This is a genomic window from Rhizobium sp. RHZ01, from assembly GCF_014851595.1.
GTDB classification, from domain to species: Bacteria; Pseudomonadota; Alphaproteobacteria; order Rhizobiales; family Rhizobiaceae; genus Rhizobium; species Rhizobium altiplani.
This window is the reverse complement of record NZ_JACUZZ010000019.1, coordinates 14,811-32,281: the sequence shown is the minus strand read 5'-3', so window position 1 is coordinate 32,281 and position 17,471 is coordinate 14,811. Positions and strand designations below refer to the sequence as shown.

Annotated in this window: 17 protein-coding genes and 1 pseudogene; 14 read left to right on the top strand and 4 right to left on the bottom strand. The window is 61.5% G+C overall.

The window, feature by feature from the left end; genetic code table 11:
- Positions 1 to 2 precede the first annotated feature (2 nt).
- Genes IB248_RS19470 through IB248_RS19460 form a run of 3 tightly spaced genes read left to right on the top strand, consistent with a single transcriptional unit; the run spans position 3 to position 2,914 of the window.
- Positions 3 to 1,016 carry an ABC transporter ATP-binding protein gene (locus tag IB248_RS19470; protein WP_037089755.1) on the top strand — a complete coding sequence of 338 codons (1,014 nt, stop codon included), beginning with the start codon at positions 3 to 5 and terminating at the stop codon, positions 1,014 to 1,016.
- Positions 1,017 to 1,985, top strand: coding sequence for an ABC transporter ATP-binding protein (locus IB248_RS19465; protein WP_018117159.1), 969 nt, complete (start codon positions 1,017 to 1,019; stop codon positions 1,983 to 1,985).
- Complete coding sequence (locus IB248_RS19460) at positions 1,982 to 2,914, top strand: dihydrodipicolinate synthase family protein (protein ID WP_113471484.1); 933 nt, start codon at positions 1,982 to 1,984, stop codon at positions 2,912 to 2,914. Before IB248_RS19465 ends, IB248_RS19460 begins: the two co-directional genes overlap by 4 nt.
- 121 nt (positions 2,915 to 3,035) lie before the next feature.
- On the opposite strand, the gene IB248_RS19455 is transcribed toward IB248_RS19460, so the two are convergent.
- The gene (locus tag IB248_RS19455; RefSeq protein ID WP_018857266.1) at positions 3,036 to 3,518 is read right to left on the bottom strand and encodes a BON domain-containing protein; all 483 of its coding nucleotides are present in this window, start codon (positions 3,516 to 3,518) and stop codon (positions 3,036 to 3,038) included.
- A 217-nt stretch (positions 3,519 to 3,735) separates the two neighbouring features.
- On the opposite strand from IB248_RS19455, the gene IB248_RS19450 reads away from it, so the two are divergent.
- The 10 genes and pseudogenes from IB248_RS19450 to IB248_RS19405 form a co-directional block, all read left to right on the top strand.
- The gene (locus IB248_RS19450) at positions 3,736 to 4,506 is read left to right on the top strand and encodes a glucose 1-dehydrogenase (RefSeq protein WP_018117156.1); all 771 of its coding nucleotides are present in this window, start codon (positions 3,736 to 3,738) and stop codon (positions 4,504 to 4,506) included.
- Positions 4,507 to 4,866: 360 nt separating this feature from the next.
- The gene (gene hisD, locus IB248_RS19445; protein WP_018857264.1) at positions 4,867 to 6,201 is read left to right on the top strand and encodes a histidinol dehydrogenase; all 1,335 of its coding nucleotides are present in this window, start codon (positions 4,867 to 4,869) and stop codon (positions 6,199 to 6,201) included.
- A gap of 68 nt (positions 6,202 to 6,269) precedes the next feature.
- Complete coding sequence (locus IB248_RS19440; RefSeq protein ID WP_018857263.1) at positions 6,270 to 7,286, top strand: ABC transporter substrate-binding protein; 1,017 nt, start codon at positions 6,270 to 6,272, stop codon at positions 7,284 to 7,286.
- Between the two features lie 25 nt (positions 7,287 to 7,311).
- Positions 7,312 to 8,172 (top strand): ABC transporter permease, encoded by an 861-nt coding sequence (locus IB248_RS19435; protein WP_018117153.1) that lies wholly within the window; start codon positions 7,312 to 7,314, stop codon positions 8,170 to 8,172.
- 1 nt (position 8,173) lies between these two features.
- Positions 8,174 to 8,956, top strand: a complete 783-nt coding sequence (locus IB248_RS19430) for an ABC transporter ATP-binding protein (protein WP_018857262.1) — start codon at positions 8,174 to 8,176, stop codon at positions 8,954 to 8,956.
- A 402-nt stretch (positions 8,957 to 9,358) separates the two neighbouring features.
- Positions 9,359 to 10,705 carry an LLM class flavin-dependent oxidoreductase gene (locus tag IB248_RS19425; RefSeq protein ID WP_018857261.1) on the top strand — a complete coding sequence of 449 codons (1,347 nt, stop codon included), beginning with the start codon at positions 9,359 to 9,361 and terminating at the stop codon, positions 10,703 to 10,705.
- 26 nt (positions 10,706 to 10,731) lie between these two features.
- Positions 10,732 to 11,577 carry an ABC transporter permease gene (locus IB248_RS19420; RefSeq protein ID WP_018857260.1) on the top strand — a complete coding sequence of 282 codons (846 nt, stop codon included), beginning with the start codon at positions 10,732 to 10,734 and terminating at the stop codon, positions 11,575 to 11,577.
- 50 nt (positions 11,578 to 11,627) lie between these two features.
- Positions 11,628 to 12,632: an ABC transporter substrate-binding protein gene (locus tag IB248_RS19415; RefSeq protein ID WP_018857259.1), complete on the top strand. Its 1,005-nt coding sequence runs from the start codon at positions 11,628 to 11,630 to the stop codon at positions 12,630 to 12,632.
- Between the two features lie 12 nt (positions 12,633 to 12,644).
- The gene (locus tag IB248_RS19410; protein ID WP_018857258.1) at positions 12,645 to 13,415 is read left to right on the top strand and encodes an ABC transporter ATP-binding protein; all 771 of its coding nucleotides are present in this window, start codon (positions 12,645 to 12,647) and stop codon (positions 13,413 to 13,415) included.
- A 70-nt stretch (positions 13,416 to 13,485) separates the two neighbouring features.
- Positions 13,486 to 13,724: pseudogene (locus tag IB248_RS19405) on the top strand (LysR family transcriptional regulator); the annotation flags it as partial.
- A gap of 59 nt (positions 13,725 to 13,783) precedes the next feature.
- Here IB248_RS19405 and IB248_RS19400 read toward each other — a convergent pair.
- Together IB248_RS19400 and IB248_RS19395 are read right to left on the bottom strand one after the other, a co-directional pair.
- Positions 13,784 to 15,100 (bottom strand): epoxide hydrolase family protein, encoded by a 1,317-nt coding sequence (locus IB248_RS19400; protein ID WP_192241550.1) that lies wholly within the window; start codon positions 15,098 to 15,100, stop codon positions 13,784 to 13,786.
- A gap of 24 nt (positions 15,101 to 15,124) precedes the next feature.
- Positions 15,125 to 15,520, bottom strand: a complete 396-nt coding sequence (locus IB248_RS19395) for a cupin domain-containing protein (RefSeq protein ID WP_018857255.1) — start codon at positions 15,518 to 15,520, stop codon at positions 15,125 to 15,127.
- A gap of 392 nt (positions 15,521 to 15,912) precedes the next feature.
- Here IB248_RS19395 and IB248_RS19390 point away from each other — a divergent pair, with 392 nt between their 5' ends.
- Entirely contained in the window at positions 15,913 to 16,854 is a 942-nt protein-coding gene (locus IB248_RS19390; protein ID WP_018857254.1) for an alpha/beta hydrolase, read from the top strand.
- Positions 16,855 to 16,993: 139 nt separating this feature from the next.
- On the opposite strand, the gene IB248_RS19385 is transcribed toward IB248_RS19390, so the two are convergent.
- Positions 16,994 to 17,452, bottom strand: a complete 459-nt coding sequence (locus IB248_RS19385) for a MarR family transcriptional regulator (protein WP_245267952.1) — start codon at positions 17,450 to 17,452, stop codon at positions 16,994 to 16,996.
- Between the last annotated feature and the right edge of the window lie 19 nt (positions 17,453 to 17,471).

Sequence of the window (17,471 nt, the reverse complement as noted above, 5' to 3'; positions counted from 1 at the left end):
CCATGCAGTCAACCGAACCGATCCTCGCCATTCAGGGCCTCAAGACCATCTTCCGCATTCGCGGAGGCGATGTCACAGCTGTCAACGACGTCGACCTGACCGTCGGCGCGGGAGAGACCGTGGCCTTGGTGGGAGAATCGGGTTCGGGCAAATCGGTAACCAGCCTTTCCGTCATGCGACTTCTGACCCGCAACATCGGGTCGATAGCGGCAGGCAGCATCCGGCTGCGCCGAAAGGACGGATCCGGGTGTAATCTGGTTTCGCTGACGGAAGACGAGATGCGCGACATTCGCGGCGACGACATCGGCATGGTCTTCCAGGAGCCGATGTCCAGTCTCAATCCCGTCTATACGATTGGCGACCAGATCTCCGAGCCCATTCGCATTCATCGCGGAGCAAGCCGGAGAGTCGCGATGGCCAACGCGATTTCGCTGCTGGAGAGCGTCGGGATTCCAGACGCCAAACGTCGGGCTGGCCAGTATCCGCACGAGCTGTCCGGCGGCATGCGTCAACGTGCGACGATCGCCATGGCGCTTGCCTGCGATCCAACCTTGCTGATTGCGGATGAGCCGACCACCGCACTTGACGTGACGATCCAGGCGCAGATCCTGGACCTGTTGCTGAAGCTCCAGCGCGAGCGCGGCATGGCCATACTGTTCGTCACGCACAATCTCGGCGTCGTCGCCCAGATCGCCCATCGCGTCGCCGTCATGTATACCGGCCGCATCGTCGAGGAAGGCCCGGTCGGCGAGGTCTTCAACAATCCAAAGCACCCGTACACGAAGGGCCTCCTCGCCTCGATGCCCCGGCCTGGCGATGCGACCCGGATGAAACAGTCGGGCGAAAAGCTCGCGGCCATCCCCGGTGTCGTTCCGAGCCTCATGAACATGCCTTCCGGCTGCGCCTTCGCACCGCGCTGCCAATTTGCAATCGAGGCCTGCGGGAAAGCGGTTCCGGCACTCGAAGCCGTCGGACCGCTTCATAAGAGCCGATGCATTCGCTGGCGGGAGATTTAGATGACCGAGCCTTTGCTTTCCGTTCGCGACCTGTCGAAAAGCTACGCATCCCACGGTACGCAGCTGACAATCCTGAAGGACATTTCCTTCGACATCGGTAAGGGTGAAGTCGTAGGGCTCGTCGGCGAATCCGGCAGTGGAAAAACGACAATCGGCCGCTCTGTCCTTCGCCTGGTCGAGCCGTCATCTGGCAACGTCCGCTTCGATGGCGTCGAACTGACCGGCCTTTCATCCACGGCGATGCGACGCATGCGTCCGCGCATGCAGTATATCTTCCAGGATCCCTTCGCCAGTCTCTCGCCGCGCATGACCATCGGTGAAATCCTGACCGAGGGCCTGAAAATCCAGCGCATCGGAACCCGCAAGGAACGGCTCGAACGCGCCCGTGTGGCTCTCGAACAGGTCGACTTGCCGGCAGAAGCGATCAATCGCTACGCGCACGAGTTCTCGGGCGGCCAGCGCCAGCGCATCGGCATTGCGCGAGCGCTGACCCTGGCCCCGGAACTGATTGTCGCCGACGAGCCGGTGTCGGCGCTCGACGTTTCCATTCAGGCGCAGGTCATAAACCTGCTGCGCGATCTGCAGCAGCGGCTCGGGCTGACCATGCTGTTCATCTCGCACGACCTGGCCGTCGTGGAGTACATCTGTGACCGGGTGATCGTCCTCTATCTCGGTCGCATCATGGAAATCGCGACGAGCAGCGATCTCTATGCCCGGCCGCAGCATCCCTATACGCGCGCGCTTCTCTCCGCCATTCCCTCCACGGATGTCGGCGCCAAACGCGACCGGCAGGTGCTGAGGGGTGAAATTCCAAGCCCCGCCAATCCTCCGAGCGGCTGTGTTTTCCGCACCCGCTGTCCGCACGCAATCGAAGCCTGCAGCCAGGCCGTTCCGGAGTTGCGGGAAGTCGCGCCGGGGCATCTCAAGGCGTGCATTCGCGACGACATACCTTTGGGAGCCATGCCTTGACGACGCAGAGACGACATTCGATCGCCGGCAATTGGGCGAGCCTTCTCCTGCCGCTCATGGGGAACGACGCGATCGATTTCGCGGCACTCGGCGAAGAGATCGACATCCTGATCGAAGCGGGGGTCGATGGCATCTATTCGAACGGTACGGCTGGCGAGTTCCACAATCAGACCGACGCCGAGTTCGAGAGGATCCAGATCACCCTCGCGGAGCGTTGCACGAGTGCCGGCATGCCCTTCGTGATCGGCGCTTGCCAGCCCGATCCGCACATCGCTCTGTCGCGTGTTGCACGCGCATCCGCTCTGAAGCCGCTGGCGATCCAGGTCATTCTGCCGGACTGGTGGCCGGTCACGGATGTTGAGGCAATCGATTTCCTGAAACGCGCGGCGAATGAGGCAGAGGCAATCCCCCTGATCCTCTACAATCCCCCACATGCCAAGCGGGCACTGTCGCCGCGCGATCTGGCTGCCATCTGCCGCCCGTTGCCTGCCGTCGTCGGCATCAAGCTCGCCGATGGCGATGCCGCTTGGTATGCCGCTGCCCGCGAATACCTTGACGAGTTCGCACTTTTCATTCCCGGCCATCACCTCGCGACCGGCATGAAACACGGCGTTGCCGCCGGCGCCTTTTCCAACGTGGCCTGTCTCAGCCCGCGCGGCGCCCAGTGGTGGACCGATTTGATGGCAGAAGACATCGACGCGGCGCTGGCCATCGAGAAGCGGATTTGCGCGTTCATGGACAGCCACATCGTTCCATTCCGCCAAACTTACGGCTATTCGAATGCCGCGCTCGACAAACTGCTCTGCGCAATCGGCGGCTGGGGCCCCGTCGGAACGGAGCTGCGCTGGCCATACCGCTCCATCGAGAAAGCCGAGGCAGACCGGCTCCGAGCGATCGCCCGAGCGGAGTTGCCCGAACTCTTCCGTTGAGCATGCGAAGATCCAACTTCAAGGACCGGACGGATTTCGCGGACCCTACGCACTGTGGCGCCAATGTATCTGACGGAAGAGCGCAAGCGCTCGACCGTCTGGATCTCGCCGTGCCATTTCGTCAATCGTCAGTCGGAATATGCGAGTCAGCCGCTATTGTCTCGATGTTGTTCCGGACATGCCGCACGCCATCGACAGCGAGTACCGCGAGTTCAACCTTGCGTGCCATTCCTATCGTTTCGACTTGTCCCTCAAGGGTCACGGTATGGCCGTCCGCGTGAACGTCAATACTGTCGATATCAAGGTCAGGGATGTTCTCGAGGTTCTCAGTCACCTTCGCTTCCAGTTCACCGCTGTCGTCGCGATCGATCATACCTGGGCGCAGCGAATCCTTGAGAGGATTCTCATTGCCATCCTCGTCCACACCGTCCACCCGGAAGCCACTATTGTCGTCTCGGCCGGAGTCATCTGAACCATAGGCGCGATTTGCCGAAGCGGCTCCTTTTGGCCCCTTATCGGCATAAGGCCAGCCTTCATCGATATTGCGCTCTTCGAGATCGCGATAGTCTTCTTCACGCGACAGTTCCTTGTCCTTCCCGGGCATGATGATCTCCATCGGTTGCGCTGTCTTGAAGAAACTCATCGGTCCCGAGATTGTTCAGGACCGGGTCCGGCGCTCAATGCCGGCGGGACACAATGGCACGCTGATCGCATCGCACTAGATATGGCGGCGAAAAGGTGATTGCATGGCGCCGTTTTCACAGGCTGCTTCGGCGCGTTGAGCCGGACGACGCAGAGCGCCGTTTGCGAAGGGAGCAGCAATGTCCGTATCATCTTTCAGCCTTGAGGGCCGTATCGCCGTCGTGACCGGTGCCAGCCGTGGGCTCGGCCAGGCGATCGCGCTGGCGCTTTCCGATGCAGGCGCGGATCTGTGTGTGACGGCGCGCGAGGAAGCTGCCCTTGCTGAGACCAGAGCGCGCATCGAGGCGCGCGGCAGGCGCTGTTATATTGCGGCCCAGGACGTGACCGACCTCGCGTCGATCGAAACGACCCTGTCAGCCTTTGAGGATTCGGCCGGCCATATCGACATTCTGGTCAACAACGCCGGCGTCGAGCAGGTGTCCCCGTCGCTGGATGTCCATGGCGAGCTCTGGGACCGGATCATCGACACCAACCTCAAGGGCTCCTTCTTCTGGGCACAAGCGACGGCCCGGCAGATGGCGCGGCAAGTCTCGGGCGGCAGCATCGTCAATCTCTGCTCACTAACTTCCTTCGTCGGCATTCCGACCGCGGTGCCCTACGGGGCATCGAAATCCGGACTGCTCGGGATGACGCGGGCGCTGGCCACGGAGTGGGCGGGAATGAACATCCGCGTCAACGCGATCGCGCCCGGTTATTTCCGTACCGCGATGACGGAGGACTTCTATCGTGACGAGGCCTGGCAGGCGCGCATGCTGGATCGGATCCCGCAACGCCGCTTCGGCGAAGCCGCCGACATCGGCGGCGCCGTGATTTTCCTCGCCAGCGACGCGTCCGCCTACATCACCGGCCACTGCCTTCCAGTCGACGGCGGTTTCCTTGCGTCAATCTGAGAGATCTTCCGCAGAACTCAGCCCTACGGCCGACCCTATCTGAACCGGTACGCGGCTTGCTCGGCTAATGAGTAGCGGGCGCCGCCGCCCAGGATCGGACTACCTTCCTGGCAATGCCGGCAGCAGCCTTTTGCATAAGTGTTTTCGCATGTTAGTGCCGTGGAGGCCAAACCGGTGCGAAGGGCAAGGCGGCTGCGGCGACGATCATGGAACACCTCGCAGCTGTGCGAAAAAGGCGTTGAAGGCGCCGATGGCGAGAGGTACGTACATAACGGCTACGGTGAAGCGCAGAGACCGCATGAGCGCAAAACCGTGCGAGGACTATCCGCGCCGTTTCCGGCGCAAACGAGGGCACCTGCAATGAGCGACGTTTCCTTTTACGACTATGCCAAGCTGAGTGCGGAGGCGAAAGCCAATCTCCTGCGCCGATCTGAGACCGATATTTCTGGTTTCATCGAAAAGGTGCGGCCGATCCTTGAGGCGGTGCGCGCTGAAGGCGACCGCGCGGTGGCGCGCTTCGGGCGGGAGCTCGACAAGGCCGACATCTCCGAGGATCGCATCAAGGTCAGCGAAGCCGAGTTCGACGCCGCCTTCAAGCTCGTCGATGACGCTGTCATCGACTCTATCAAGTTCAGCATCCAGAACATCCGCTCCTTCCACGAGGAGCAGAAGCCGCCGGCCATGTCGCTGAAGGAAATCCGGAACGGGGCCTTTGCCGGTGACCGGTTTACGCCGATCCGGTCCGTGGCACTCTACGTGCCGCGCGGCAAGGGCTCGTTTCCGTCAGTGACGATGATGACTTCGGTGCCGGCCGTGGTCGCAGGTGTTCCCGAGCTTGCCATCGTCACGCCACCGGCACCTGATGGCACGGTGGACGCGGCAACGCTGGTGGCCGCCCGCCTTGCCGGCGTCGAAACGGTCTACAAGGTCGGCGGCGCACAGGCGGTTGCGGCCGTCGCTTACGGCACGGAGACGATCAAGCCGGCGCTCAAGATCGTCGGTCCCGGCAGCCCTTGGGTGGTCGCGGCCAAGCGCAGCCTTGCCGGCGTCATCGACACCGGCCTGCCCGCCGGCCCCTCGGAAGCCATGATCTTCGCCGACGATACCGTGCATGGCGGCCTTGCGGCACTCGATCTCTTGATCGAGGCCGAGCATGGGCCGGACTCCTCCGCCTATCTCGTCACCCACAGTCGCCGCGTCGCGGAAGAGGCGCTCGCGGCCCTGCCGCAGCATTGGGCGCGGATGACCGAACAGCGCGTCGCCTTTTCCCGGACGGTCCTCTCGGGCACCTGCGGCGGCATCGTGCTGACTTCGTCGCTCGAAGAGAGCTACGAAGTCGTGAACGCCTTCGCGCCCGAGCACCTGGAAATCCTGTCGCGCGACGCCTTCGCCCATCTCGGCCATATCACCGAGGCCGCCGAAATACTGCTCGGCCTCCACACGCCTGTCAGCATTGCCAACTTCTGCCTGGGGCCGAACGCCGTGTTGCCCACGAGCCGCTGGGCGCGCACCTTCGGGCCGCTCTCGGTCACCGATTTCGTCAAGCGCAGTTCGATCGGCTACGTCACGGCGCCGGCATATCCTGAGTTTGCCCAACATGCCCACCGGCTCGCCGTCTACGAGGGCTTCTCCTCGCATGCCCACGCGGTCTCGCCGGTCCGCGACGCCTATCTGCGAAGGGATGGCGAACGCTGAAGATAGATAGCAGTGGCGTTGCCGATTATGCCTAAATCAACAACTCAAAGGACAAAGAGAGGGTAACCATGACAGACCAATCCATCAGACACCAATTCTCTCGCCTCGCCTTCGCCGTCGGCCTCGTCGGGCTGCTGACGCAGGCGCTGCCTGCCGGTGCGGCCGACATTCCAGCCAAGCCGGAGGCGGGCAGCTTCAAGCTCGGCATCGAGCCCTGGCTCGGCTACGGCCAGTGGCACGTGGCAGCCGCCAAGGATCTCTTCAAGAAGCAGAACCTCGAAGACGTCCAGATCGTCAATTTCACCGAGGACAAGGACATCAACGCAGCGCTGGCGAGCGGCCAGCTTGATGCGGCCAACATCGCCACCCACACCGCCATGGCGATGGTCGCCGCAGGCCTGCCTGTCAAGATCGTCTCGCTCCTCGATTTCAGCCTCTCGGCCGACGCGATCCTCGCCGGCGGTGACATCAAGAGCGTGGAAGACCTGAAGGGCAAGAACATCGCCTTCGAAGAAGGAACGACGAGCGACATCCTCCTCAACTACGCGCTGGCCAGCCACGGCCTCACCATCGATGACATCACCCGCGTGCCGATGCCGGCCGCCGATGCGGGCTCGGCGCTGATTGCCGGCCGCGTCCCCGTTGCCGTCACCTACGAGCCCTATATCTCCGCCGCCCGCGCCCAGGACAAGAACATCAAGATGCTCTTCGAGGCCGGCAAGGATCCGGGCCTCGTCTCGGACGTCTTCGTGGTGCGCGAGGAAGTGCTGAAGTCGAAGCCAGGCCAAGTACTGGCGATGCTGAAGGCCTGGGACGCCGCGCTCGCCGACTACAAGGCCAACACGGCGGAAGACCGGACGATCATCGCCAAGGCAGTCGGCGCCTCGCCGGAAGATCTCGCGACCGCCTTCGACGGCGTGCAGTATTACTCGACCGCTGAAGCAGCAAAGGCCTTTGCCGGCGACTTCACCAGCAGGACCTTCGGCGACGTGCTCAAGGCGGCCAAGCAGGCTGGCATTCTGACCGCCGACGTATCGGCCGAGAAGATCATTGATCCCTCCTTCGTCGACGCTGCCAACAAGTAGCGGCGCTTCAAGAAACGGATAAGCCATGTCTGCTCCCGAAGCCTCCTCCACATCCAAGGGCGGCTCCCGAGCGCAACCGCGCGCGGGCGTCGGCCGACCGCCGAGCGCCTTCCGCATCGGCGATCCGCTCGGCGCGCACGCGTTCGTGGCGATTGCAGTCTGCGTCTTTGTGCTGCTCTTTGCGTTGTGGTGGGCGGCGACGGGGACGGGCTGGGTCAAGCCGATCTTCCTGCCGCACCCTGGCGCTGTTCTTTCCAAGATGGTGGAACTGGCGCTGGACGGTACGCTCTTAAGCGACGCCGGCGTCAGCCTTTACCGTATGGCGGTCGGCTTCGCGCTCGCCTCGGCGATGGCGATTCCGATCGGCATCATGATCGGCTGCTTCAAGACCTGGGAAGCGGCGATCGAACCCTTCGTCGATTTCGTGCGCTACATGCCGGTCGTAGCCTTCGTGCCGCTGACCATCCTGTGGGCCGGCACCGGCGATATTCAGAAATTCGTGATCATCTGGATCGGCACCTTCTTCCAGCAGGTGCTGATGGTGATGGACTGCGTCAAGCGCGTGCCGCCCGATTTCGTCGGGCTCGGGCGCACGCTCGGCCTCTCGGAAACGCGCATTCTGACACGCATCGTGCTGCCCTCGTCGCTGCCCGGCATCTGGGATACGCTGCGCATCAGCCTCGGCTGGGCTTGGACCTGGCTGGTGCTCGCGGAACTGGTCGCCGCCACGTCGGGGCTGGGATACCGCATCGTCGTCTCGCAACGCTATTTCCAGACGCAGACGATCATCGGCTACATCCTTCTGCTTGGCGTGCTCGGCCTGATCACCGACCAGAGCATGAAGGCGCTGGAGCGCGTCCTCTTCCGTTATGCGTCGAGGCATTGAGATGAGCGAGCCGAAACTGAAGCTACAGTCCCTCAACAAGTGGTACGGTTCGAAGAAGAACCGCATGCACGCACTGAGCGACATCGACCTGGAACTGGCCGATAACGAATTCGTCTCACTGGTTGGCGCGTCCGGCTGCGGCAAGAGCACGCTCCTGTCGATCGTCGCGGGCCTGCAGGGCTTCGACGACGGCGTGCTCCTGACGGACGGGGTGCCGATCGTCGGACCGGGCCTCGACCGCGGGGTCGTCTTCCAATCCTATACGCTTCTGCCCTGGCTGACGGCGCAGCAGAACGTGGAATTCGCGCTGAGCGCCGCGGGGCTCACGGGTGCGGAGTGCCGCGACGTCGCGCGCCACCATATCGAGTTGGTGAAACTCGGTCGCTTCGCCGACAGCTTTCCCTCCGAACTCTCCGGCGGCATGAAGCAGCGCGTGGCGATCGCTAGGGCCTTGTCTTATCGGCCCAAGATGCTGCTGATGGACGAGCCGTTCGGCGCACTCGATGCCCTCACCCGCCACCAGATGCAGGAGCTTCTGACCCAGATCTGGGAAGAGCACCGCCTGACCGTGCTCTTCGTCACCCACGACGTCGAGGAGGCCGTCTACCTTTCGGACCGGATCGTCGCCATGAGCATCAATCCCGGCCGCATCAACGCGACCTTCCACGTCGGCCTCGCCCGGCCACGGCATCAGGACATGATCGCCACGCCGGACTTCATCGCCCTGCAGAAGGACGTGCTCGCCGCCATCCGCGCCGGATCACAACAGGACGACGGCCACTGATCTCGTTCGCGGTGCTTTGTCGAGCATCGGACGGGGGACGAACCAGCAGGGTCAGGGCCCGCCGTCCTTACCCGCGCGGCTCCAATCGCCGATGAACCCTCTTTGGCGCGGCGTATCGGTTCCAGACCTCTCGGCGTCTTCGCCTAATCGGCGACCGATCAATGTCGGCGACGTGTCAGCGCAATGCGAGACAACTGCCTCCTTCCAACTTCTCGTCTGACGGCAGGAGCGCGTGGTAGTGGAAAACCATTGCAGGGAGCCTTCCGAGGAAAAATCTTTCACCCTATGACCGCACACACGAAAAAATAAAATCTATGTAATCTATATACTATGTGCCAGTCTTTCCCGACTTGCCCGCCTGCCCGTCCGGCAGCAGCGTGAAGCAGCAACGGGAGATTGAAAATGACGCGACAGATCAAGCTTGGTGCATTCCTTCCCGGTGGCGGGCAGCACATTGCGTCCTGGCGTCATCCGGATCAGCCGCTCGACGGGGCGACGAGCCTGAAGTTTCACATCGAGCTTGCGCAGGCGGCCGAACGTGGTCTTTTCGATGCCTATTTCCTGGCGGACGGGCTGGCGGTGGCTTTCGGCGGCGGCATCGAAGGCGGCAATGCAAAGGTAGCCGGGTTCGAGCCCGTCACGCTGTTTTCAGCCCTGGCGCCCTTCACCGAAAATCTCGGTTTCATAGCGACGGCGTCAACCACTTACGAGGAACCCTATTCGGTCGCCCGCAAATTCGCTTCGCTCGACCTGATCTCCGGCGGGCGCGCCGGATGGAACGTGGTGACCACCGCAACCGAAGCCGCGGCACGGAATTTCAACCTCGACAAGCAAATCCCTCATGCCGCACGCTACCGCCGGGCCGAAGAGCATCTCGCGGTGGTGAAGAAGCTTTGGGAAAGTTTCGAGGATGACGCCTTTATCCGCGACCGCGAAAGCGGTGTCTATTTCGATGTTGACAAGGTGCATCGCACCAATCATCGCGGCGAGCACTTTTCCGTCGAGGGGCCGCTCAATGTTCCGCGTTCGCAACAGGGACATCCGGTGATCGTGCAGGCCGGACAATCCGATGACGGGCGCGGACTTGCGGCGGCGACCGCCGAAGTCATCTTCACGGCACATCAGAAGCTCGAAAGCGCGCGGGAATTCTACCGGGATGTCAAGAACCGTGCCCGCGCCTTCGGCCGCGATCCGTCCCATGTCCTGATCATGCCTGGTGTCTCGCCTTTCGTCGGCCGGACAGAGGCCGAGGCGCGTGAAAAATACGAGCGACTGACGAGCCTGATTGTGGAGGAGGACGGACTGGCGCTGATCAACGCGCTGACCGGTGGCGAACTCGACCTTGCCGGCTGCGATCTCGATGGTCCGCTGCCGCTGGCGCCGCCGACAGAGGGGATGAAGAGCCGGCAGGAGCTGATCCGCCGCATCGCGGACGACAACGATTTTTCTATTCGCCAGCTCTATCAATGGATCGCGTCCGCGCGCGGCCATTTCACGATCGTCGGCTCGGCCGAACAAGTCGCCGATACGCTGCAGGAATGGTTCGAGAACGAGGCTGCGGACGGCTTCAATATCCTGCCGCCCTGGCTGCCTACCGGCCTCAACGATTTCGTGGATCTCGTCATTCCCGAACTGCAGCGCCGCGGGCTGTTCCGGACTGCTTATGAAGGCAAGACGCTGCGCGAAAATCTCGGGCTGCCATTTCCCCACACGAGGTGGAGTGCCGCCTACACCGAAGCCGCCGAATAAGCGAAACCGCAAAAGGAGCACTGGCCATGGCCCTGGATACGGAACAGCAGATCGCCCTGCAGAGCTATAACATCACCTCTTTCTGGCGGCAGAAGCCGGTGCGGGAGGCCCTGGCATTCTTGCGCAATTTCCTGTCGCGCTATGGTCTGCTGATTGTCTTTGCGCTCTTTTGGGAGATCGCACCGTCGCTCGGCTGGACTAATCCGGCTGTGTTGCCGCCGCTGGGCGCGATTTTGCGGGCCCTCTGGAACGGCGTTACCGTCGGCACCTTCTCCGGCGACATTCTCATCAGCCTGCAGCGCGCGGGCACAGCCTTTGGCGCGGCAGTCGGCGTCGGCATTCCGCTCGGCCTGTTCATGGGGCATATCCGGATCATCGAGCGCAGCCTCGATCCCATCCTGCAACTGTTCCGCCAGACCTCGGCGCTCGCGCTTTATCCGGTCTTCATCCTGCTGCTCGGTCTCGGCGAAACCTCGAAGATCTTCGTGATCTTCTGGGCGACGCTCTTCCCGATCCTGCTCGCCACCATCGGCGGCGTGAAGCAGGTGGATCCGAAGTTGATCGAGATGGCACGCGTCTATGGCACCAAGCCGCTCACCGTCTTCCGCCGTGTGGTTTTGCCGGCGGCCCTGCCGCAAATCTTCGTGGGCCTTCGACTCAGCGCCACGACCGCACTTCTGCTGCTCATCGCCGCCGAAATGATCGGCGCCAATTCCGGCATCGGCTTTCAGGTGATGAACGCCCAATACAACTTCCAGATTCCATTGATGTTCGCCGCCATCCTTTTGCTCGCCCTCCTCGGTCTGTCGGCGAATTTCATTCTGGAGACCCTGCAGGCCCGGCTCTGCCGCTGGTCCAAGGTCAAGAACTGATCATCCGCATATCTCAGCCCTTCCACTCCAAACTTTCCACGGAGACTAACATGCAGATTTCCCGTCGCTCCTTCGGCCGCATGGCCGCCGCCGCTAGCCTTCTCCTCGCGGGCACGGCTGGCACCGTCTTCGCAGCCGAGCCCGAGCAGGTCACCATTCGCTATCTCGCAAGCCAAGGCGGCCTTTCCGGTCACGAGCTTGCCGAAGCACTCGGCTATTTCAAGGATACGGGCATCACCTTCAAGAATGTCGGCTATGCCCAGGGCGGGCCTGCCTCGCTCTTCGCGCTGGCTTCCGGCGACGTCGAACTCGGCAGCGCGGCGACGGCCGCCGTCCTGAACTCGATTGCTGGCGGCAATGATTTCGTCGCCGCCTATGCGTCGAACGGCATCAACAAGACCACCGAGAGCATTTTCTACACGCTTGAAGGCAACCCGATCAAATCCATCAAGGATCTCGCCGGCAAGACGATCGCTGTCAACACGCTTGGCGCCCACCTCGACTATACCGTACGCGAGGCGCTCCACTCCGTCGGCCTGCCGGAAAACGCCGCCAAGCTCGTGGTCGTGCCCGGCCCGCAGCTGGAACAGGTCCTGCGCTCAAAGCAGGTCGACATTTCGGCTTTCGGCTATTGGCAGAAGACTTTTGAAGGCGCCGCCCTGAAGAACGGCCCCCTTCAGAAGGTTTTCGGTGACACGGATGTTCTCGGCGAAATCGCCGGCGGCTTTGTCGTGCTGCGCCGCGACTGGATCAAGCAGCATCCGGCCGCCGCCAAGACCTTCGTCGAGAAGTCGCAGGCCGCGCTCGAATATGCCCGCCTCCATCCCGAGGAAACGAAAGCTGTCATCGCCAAGGTTCTTGCCTCGCGCAACGAGAACCCTGATATCGCGCAGTATTTCACCGGTTACGGCGTGCGCGAGGGCGGCAAGGCCGTTCCACGCGACTTGCAATTCTGGATCGACATCCTCGCCCGCGGCGGCGTCCTGCAGCCGGGACAGCTGAAGGCCGAGGATATTCTTTACGATCCGGCGAACTTCGCCGTCGCCGCGAATTGAGGAAGCAGACAGATGGCACTCGCTGAACTTGCCACGCGTGGAGAGGTGACGATCCGGAACCTTTCCAAATCCTTCTCGATCAACGGGCGCCATCTCAATGTGCTCCAAGCGGTCAATAACCAGATTCGCGCCGGTGAGAGTCTGGCTATTGTCGGAGCCTCTGGCTCCGGCAAGACGACCCTGCTCAGGGTTCTCGCCGGCCTCGAAGAGGCCGACCGAGGCGAGGTATTGATCGACGGTCAGCCGGTCCATGGTGTGGGCACCGATCGTGCCGTGATCTTTCAGGAGCCACGGCTTCTCCCTTGGCTGAGCGTGCTCGACAACGTCGCCTTTCCGCTGGAAAACCGCGGATTGCGAAAAGCAGAGGCTCGGGATCGCGCCCGACACTACGTGGAACTCGTCGGTCTCGGCGATTTCACCGAGGCGCTGCCGGCCCAGCTCTCGGGAGGCATGGCGCAGCGTGTCGGCATCGCAAGGGCGCTAGCGGTGAAACCGGAAATTCTGCTTCTCGACGAGCCCTTCGGCGCGCTTGATGCCATGACCAAGATCACGATGCAGGAAGAGCTGGCGCGCATCTGGCGGGAGGAAAAGGTCACCATGATCCTGGTAACCCACGATCTCGAGGAGGCCGTCTACCTTGCCGACCGGGTCCTCATTCTCGCCAAGGAGAAAGGCGGCCGCACACGCGAGATCGACATCGACCTGCCACGCCCACGTAACCGGAGCGAGGCGCGTTTCGTCAAGTTCCGCGAGCAACTCTTGAACGAGTTCGGGCTGCACTGACCGCGGGCCTGGAACACAAACAGAAGAACGTTATCCAGCAGATCAGCGACCGTGCGGCGAACGCCGTCCGCCCACGATCGAGGCCGAGGGTCGGGAGGCTGTTCGCGAGATCGTTGCGGCCGGCGGCTGTGTTGGTTTGTTTCCCGGGCCGAGTTTGGACGGGGCCGATGCTTTGTTCCTTTGGAAATCGTGGGGGCCGACGACATGCTTATGGACGAGGCCCTGATCTGTCTCAAGGAGCGAACCGGAGCCAAGCCAGTCAACGCCTTCTTCAAGATCGCGCGGTCGGAGGACCTCGTCAAACATTGATGAAGGCGGGTGCCGGCCGTTCTATTCCGCGACGGCGTCCCTCAACGATCGACAACACCTTATCGCAAACTCCGAAATGCCGCCCTGATCTCTTCGCTGAACAGTTTCGGTTCCTCCCAGGCGGCGAAGTGGCCTCCCTTCGAGGCGCGGTTATAGTAGACCAGCTTGGGATAGGCGCGGGAGAGCCATTCCTTCGGGGGCTTGTAGACCTCGCCGGGGAAAACAGTCACGCCGACGGGCACCTGAATCGCCGTAAGCTTCGCGCCTGAGACCGTGTTCTCCCAGTAGATGCGTCCGCTCGAAGGCCCGGTGTTCGTCAGCCAGTAGAGGGTGATGTTGTCGAGGATCATGTCCTTTGTCAGAGCCTTTTCAGGTTCACCGCGCGTGAAGACCCAGTCTGCGATCTTGTCATAGAGCCAGGCAGCTAGGCCGACTGGAGAGTCCGCAATACCGTAACCGACAGTTTCCGGACGCGTATTCATGATGGCGGCGTACCCGAAGCCATTATTCAGAAAATCCCTGGCATCGTCGAAGATCTTCTTCTCGTCGGGAGAAAGAGTCGCGGGGGCCGGGGCGCCGTTCTTGAGCGCCTGGGCAGCGTCCGGCGGAAAGGTGGTGCCCCGCTCGATCCGGTTGACGTGAATGCCGAGTAGGCCTTCCGGTGCCCGCCGGCCAAGGGCATCGGAAATGATCGCGCCCCAGTCACCGCCTTGGGAGACGTAGCTTTTGTAACCTAGACGCTTCATGAGCACGTCCCAAGCGCTCGCGATGCGCTGGGGGTTCCATCCGGTCGTGTTCGGCTTCTCCGAAAAACCGAAGCCCGGGATGGACGGCAGCACGAGGTGGAAGGCGTCTTCGGCCTTGCCTCCGTGCGTCGTTGGATCGGTTAGCGGGCCAATCACATTGAGGAGTTCGAACACTGAGCCCGGCCAACCATGCGTCATGATCAACGGCAGCGCGTTCTCGTGCGGGGAACGCACGTGAATGAAATGAATATCAAGCCCGTCGATGTTCGCCAGGAACTGCGGAAAGGCATTCAGCCTCCTCTCGGCGTTGCGCCAGTCGTAGCCGGTCTGCCAGTATTCGACGAGACCGCGCAGCTTTTCCGGCTGGACGCCTTGGGATCGATCTGTGACGGTCTCACCGTCAGGCCAGCGCGTGGCGGCGAGCCGCCGCCGCAGGTCAATCAATTCCGCTTCAGGAACCTCGGCCTTGAAAGGGCGAATTTCGCCGTTCCAGCCCGGTTTCGCCATTCTGGTTTCTGCCGCTTTCGCAAGCGACGGCAACACCGCGGTCGACAGGGCGATAGCCGTTCCCCCGAACAACAGCGTCCGACGAGAAAGGTCGATGGCTTCTACCTTGGCACTTGCTGTCATGACGTATCCTCCTCCTTTGTCGGACTATTTCACGGTCTCAAGGAGCTTCGCATTCTTGGTGACGATGTATGTCGCCAATTCCGAAGCCTTGCCTTCGCCGACGTTGCGCGCGGAATGGACAACGCCATCGGGGATGAACAGGGTCTCGCCAGCTTTGAGCGTCAGGGCTTCCCTGCCCTCTAGCTTGTATTCGAGTGTCCCTTCGAGAACGTAGGCAACTTCCTCGCCAGGATGTCTATGATTCACTGCGAAAGCGCCGGGATTGAAGTCGACGCGCACCTGGACGACTTCCTTGCCGGCGACGCTGATGTCCTCCTTCACCAGATCGGTCCGCTGAATTTCGGGCTGCTGGGCCTGCGCGGGCTGGTAGATGACGGCGGCAGCGACAAGAGCCGCGGAGACGATAAACCGTGCGTTCATGGATTGCTCCTTCGTTGGCACTAGCAGGCGCAACCAATGCCCCATGCTTCCGAGCCAAAATCGGACCGTTCGGTATCCCGGATATTTCTGATGCCGGTCGCAAATGTATCGGAACCAAGCCAACCGAGGGTCTGGATACAATGCAATACAAAATCGTCCGCCGCAGATTCTGCGTGGCTTGACGATATGTTGCATATGCATCATTATGCCTTACAGGGAATGAGCCCAACGGTCTCTCCTGTACAATATCATCATTCTAGAACAAACATTCTGTTGCGTACGCAACATACAGGCAAATTGGTACGGAACTGGTTGGCGACGGTCTCGCCAAGCTTCCGCAATCACTATCGTCGCCTCCAGAGGCGAGCAACAACACACGAAGGAGCCTTGAAATGTTGAAACACTCGATACCCCTCCTTTCCTCGCTCATGCTGAGCGCGGCATCGGCTGGTTCAGCCGGCGCTTCTCCCAGCAGCATCCATGCCGAGATCGGATACATAGAGGTAGCCCCCGACATCACGCTTCGACGCATGGTCGCCCACAGCGCCGCGCCTAAGGGGACTGTTCTCTTCCTCCACGGATTTCCGGAGACGCTACTCGTCTGGAAGGATATCGCGAACGCACTTGCGCGGGACTACGAAGTCCATGCTATCGATTGGCCAGGCTACGGAATGTCATCGCGACCCGCAGTCGCGACGTTCTCGTATTCGCCACGAGACTATGCCGACATTCTGAGAGCCTACATCAAGTCTGCGCATGTCGATCGCTCAAGGCTGACAATTTACGCGACCGATATCGGATCGCTTCCCGCATTGCTGGCAGCGATTGAGGAACCTGATATCGCCAAGAACATCGTCGTCGGAGACTTCGCTCCGTTCAACAGGCCCGAATACATGTACAAGAGCCTCCAGAACCTCAAGAGCGAGCCGGCGGCATCCAAAACCCGTATCCACATGAACGGGACGAGCGCGGAAATCCTCGCAAACGCCTATCGCCGCGGCCTGCCACCCGAGGAACAGTTCGACCTTCCGGCCGAGGTGCTGAAGGACATGACGGAGGGATGGGGGCACGGCGACATCACGTCCGCTGACGCGTTCTACCAATACTACTCGCACTTCACGCGCGACCAGGACTATCTCGAAGAGCACCTCGGTGAACTCAAGACTCCCGTCAAACTCGTCTGGGGCGAAAAGGACCTCTACATCAAGAAAGAGATGGGAGAGGAATTTGCGCGGCGAACCGGTGCGCCCATGACTGTTTTGCCGGGTATCGGCCACTACCCGCACCTCCAGAAACCTCAGAATACTGTCGCTGAAATACGGGCGGCGAAGTAGCGCCGACGAAGCGTGGTCTGTAAGACAACGGCCCTGCCCGATGAGCGCAAAGGCTATCGTGCAGGACTGGGATCAACGGCGTCGCCGAGGCTTTGCTTCACGTTGAGAAAGTTAAGGAACCGAGGCGCCGAGATCGTCTTCACTTCTGCTCGTCTACTCTCGGAAGACTCTCGGCAACGCCAATGATGGCTTTTGCACCAACATCGCCAACGAGCTGGCTGGCTTTCCGCTGCGCCTCGCGCCAGGCAGGCGCGGCGTCATTGAGGAGCTTTTTTCCAGAATCCGAAATGACGACCGGTCTACTGCGGCCGCCATCCGTCGGAAGCTCTTCGATCCAACCTTCTGCAAGAAGCGGTGCAAGACTGCGGGTCAAGGTCGTCCGATCCTGAAAGTTTGCGCGGCCGATCTCGGCGCGGCTAGCACCACCCAGTTTTGCAATCATGATCAACATCGAGAACTGCGATGCATTGAGGCCGTAGTCACGCAATTCCTGATCATAGATGTTTGTAATCACCCGGGAGATGCGCCTGCTCCTCGTCATCAAGCACCCGGATACGACCTCGCTGACGATATCAGAGTTGGAATCACGTCGATCCATGGCCATCTCGCCCCAGCAT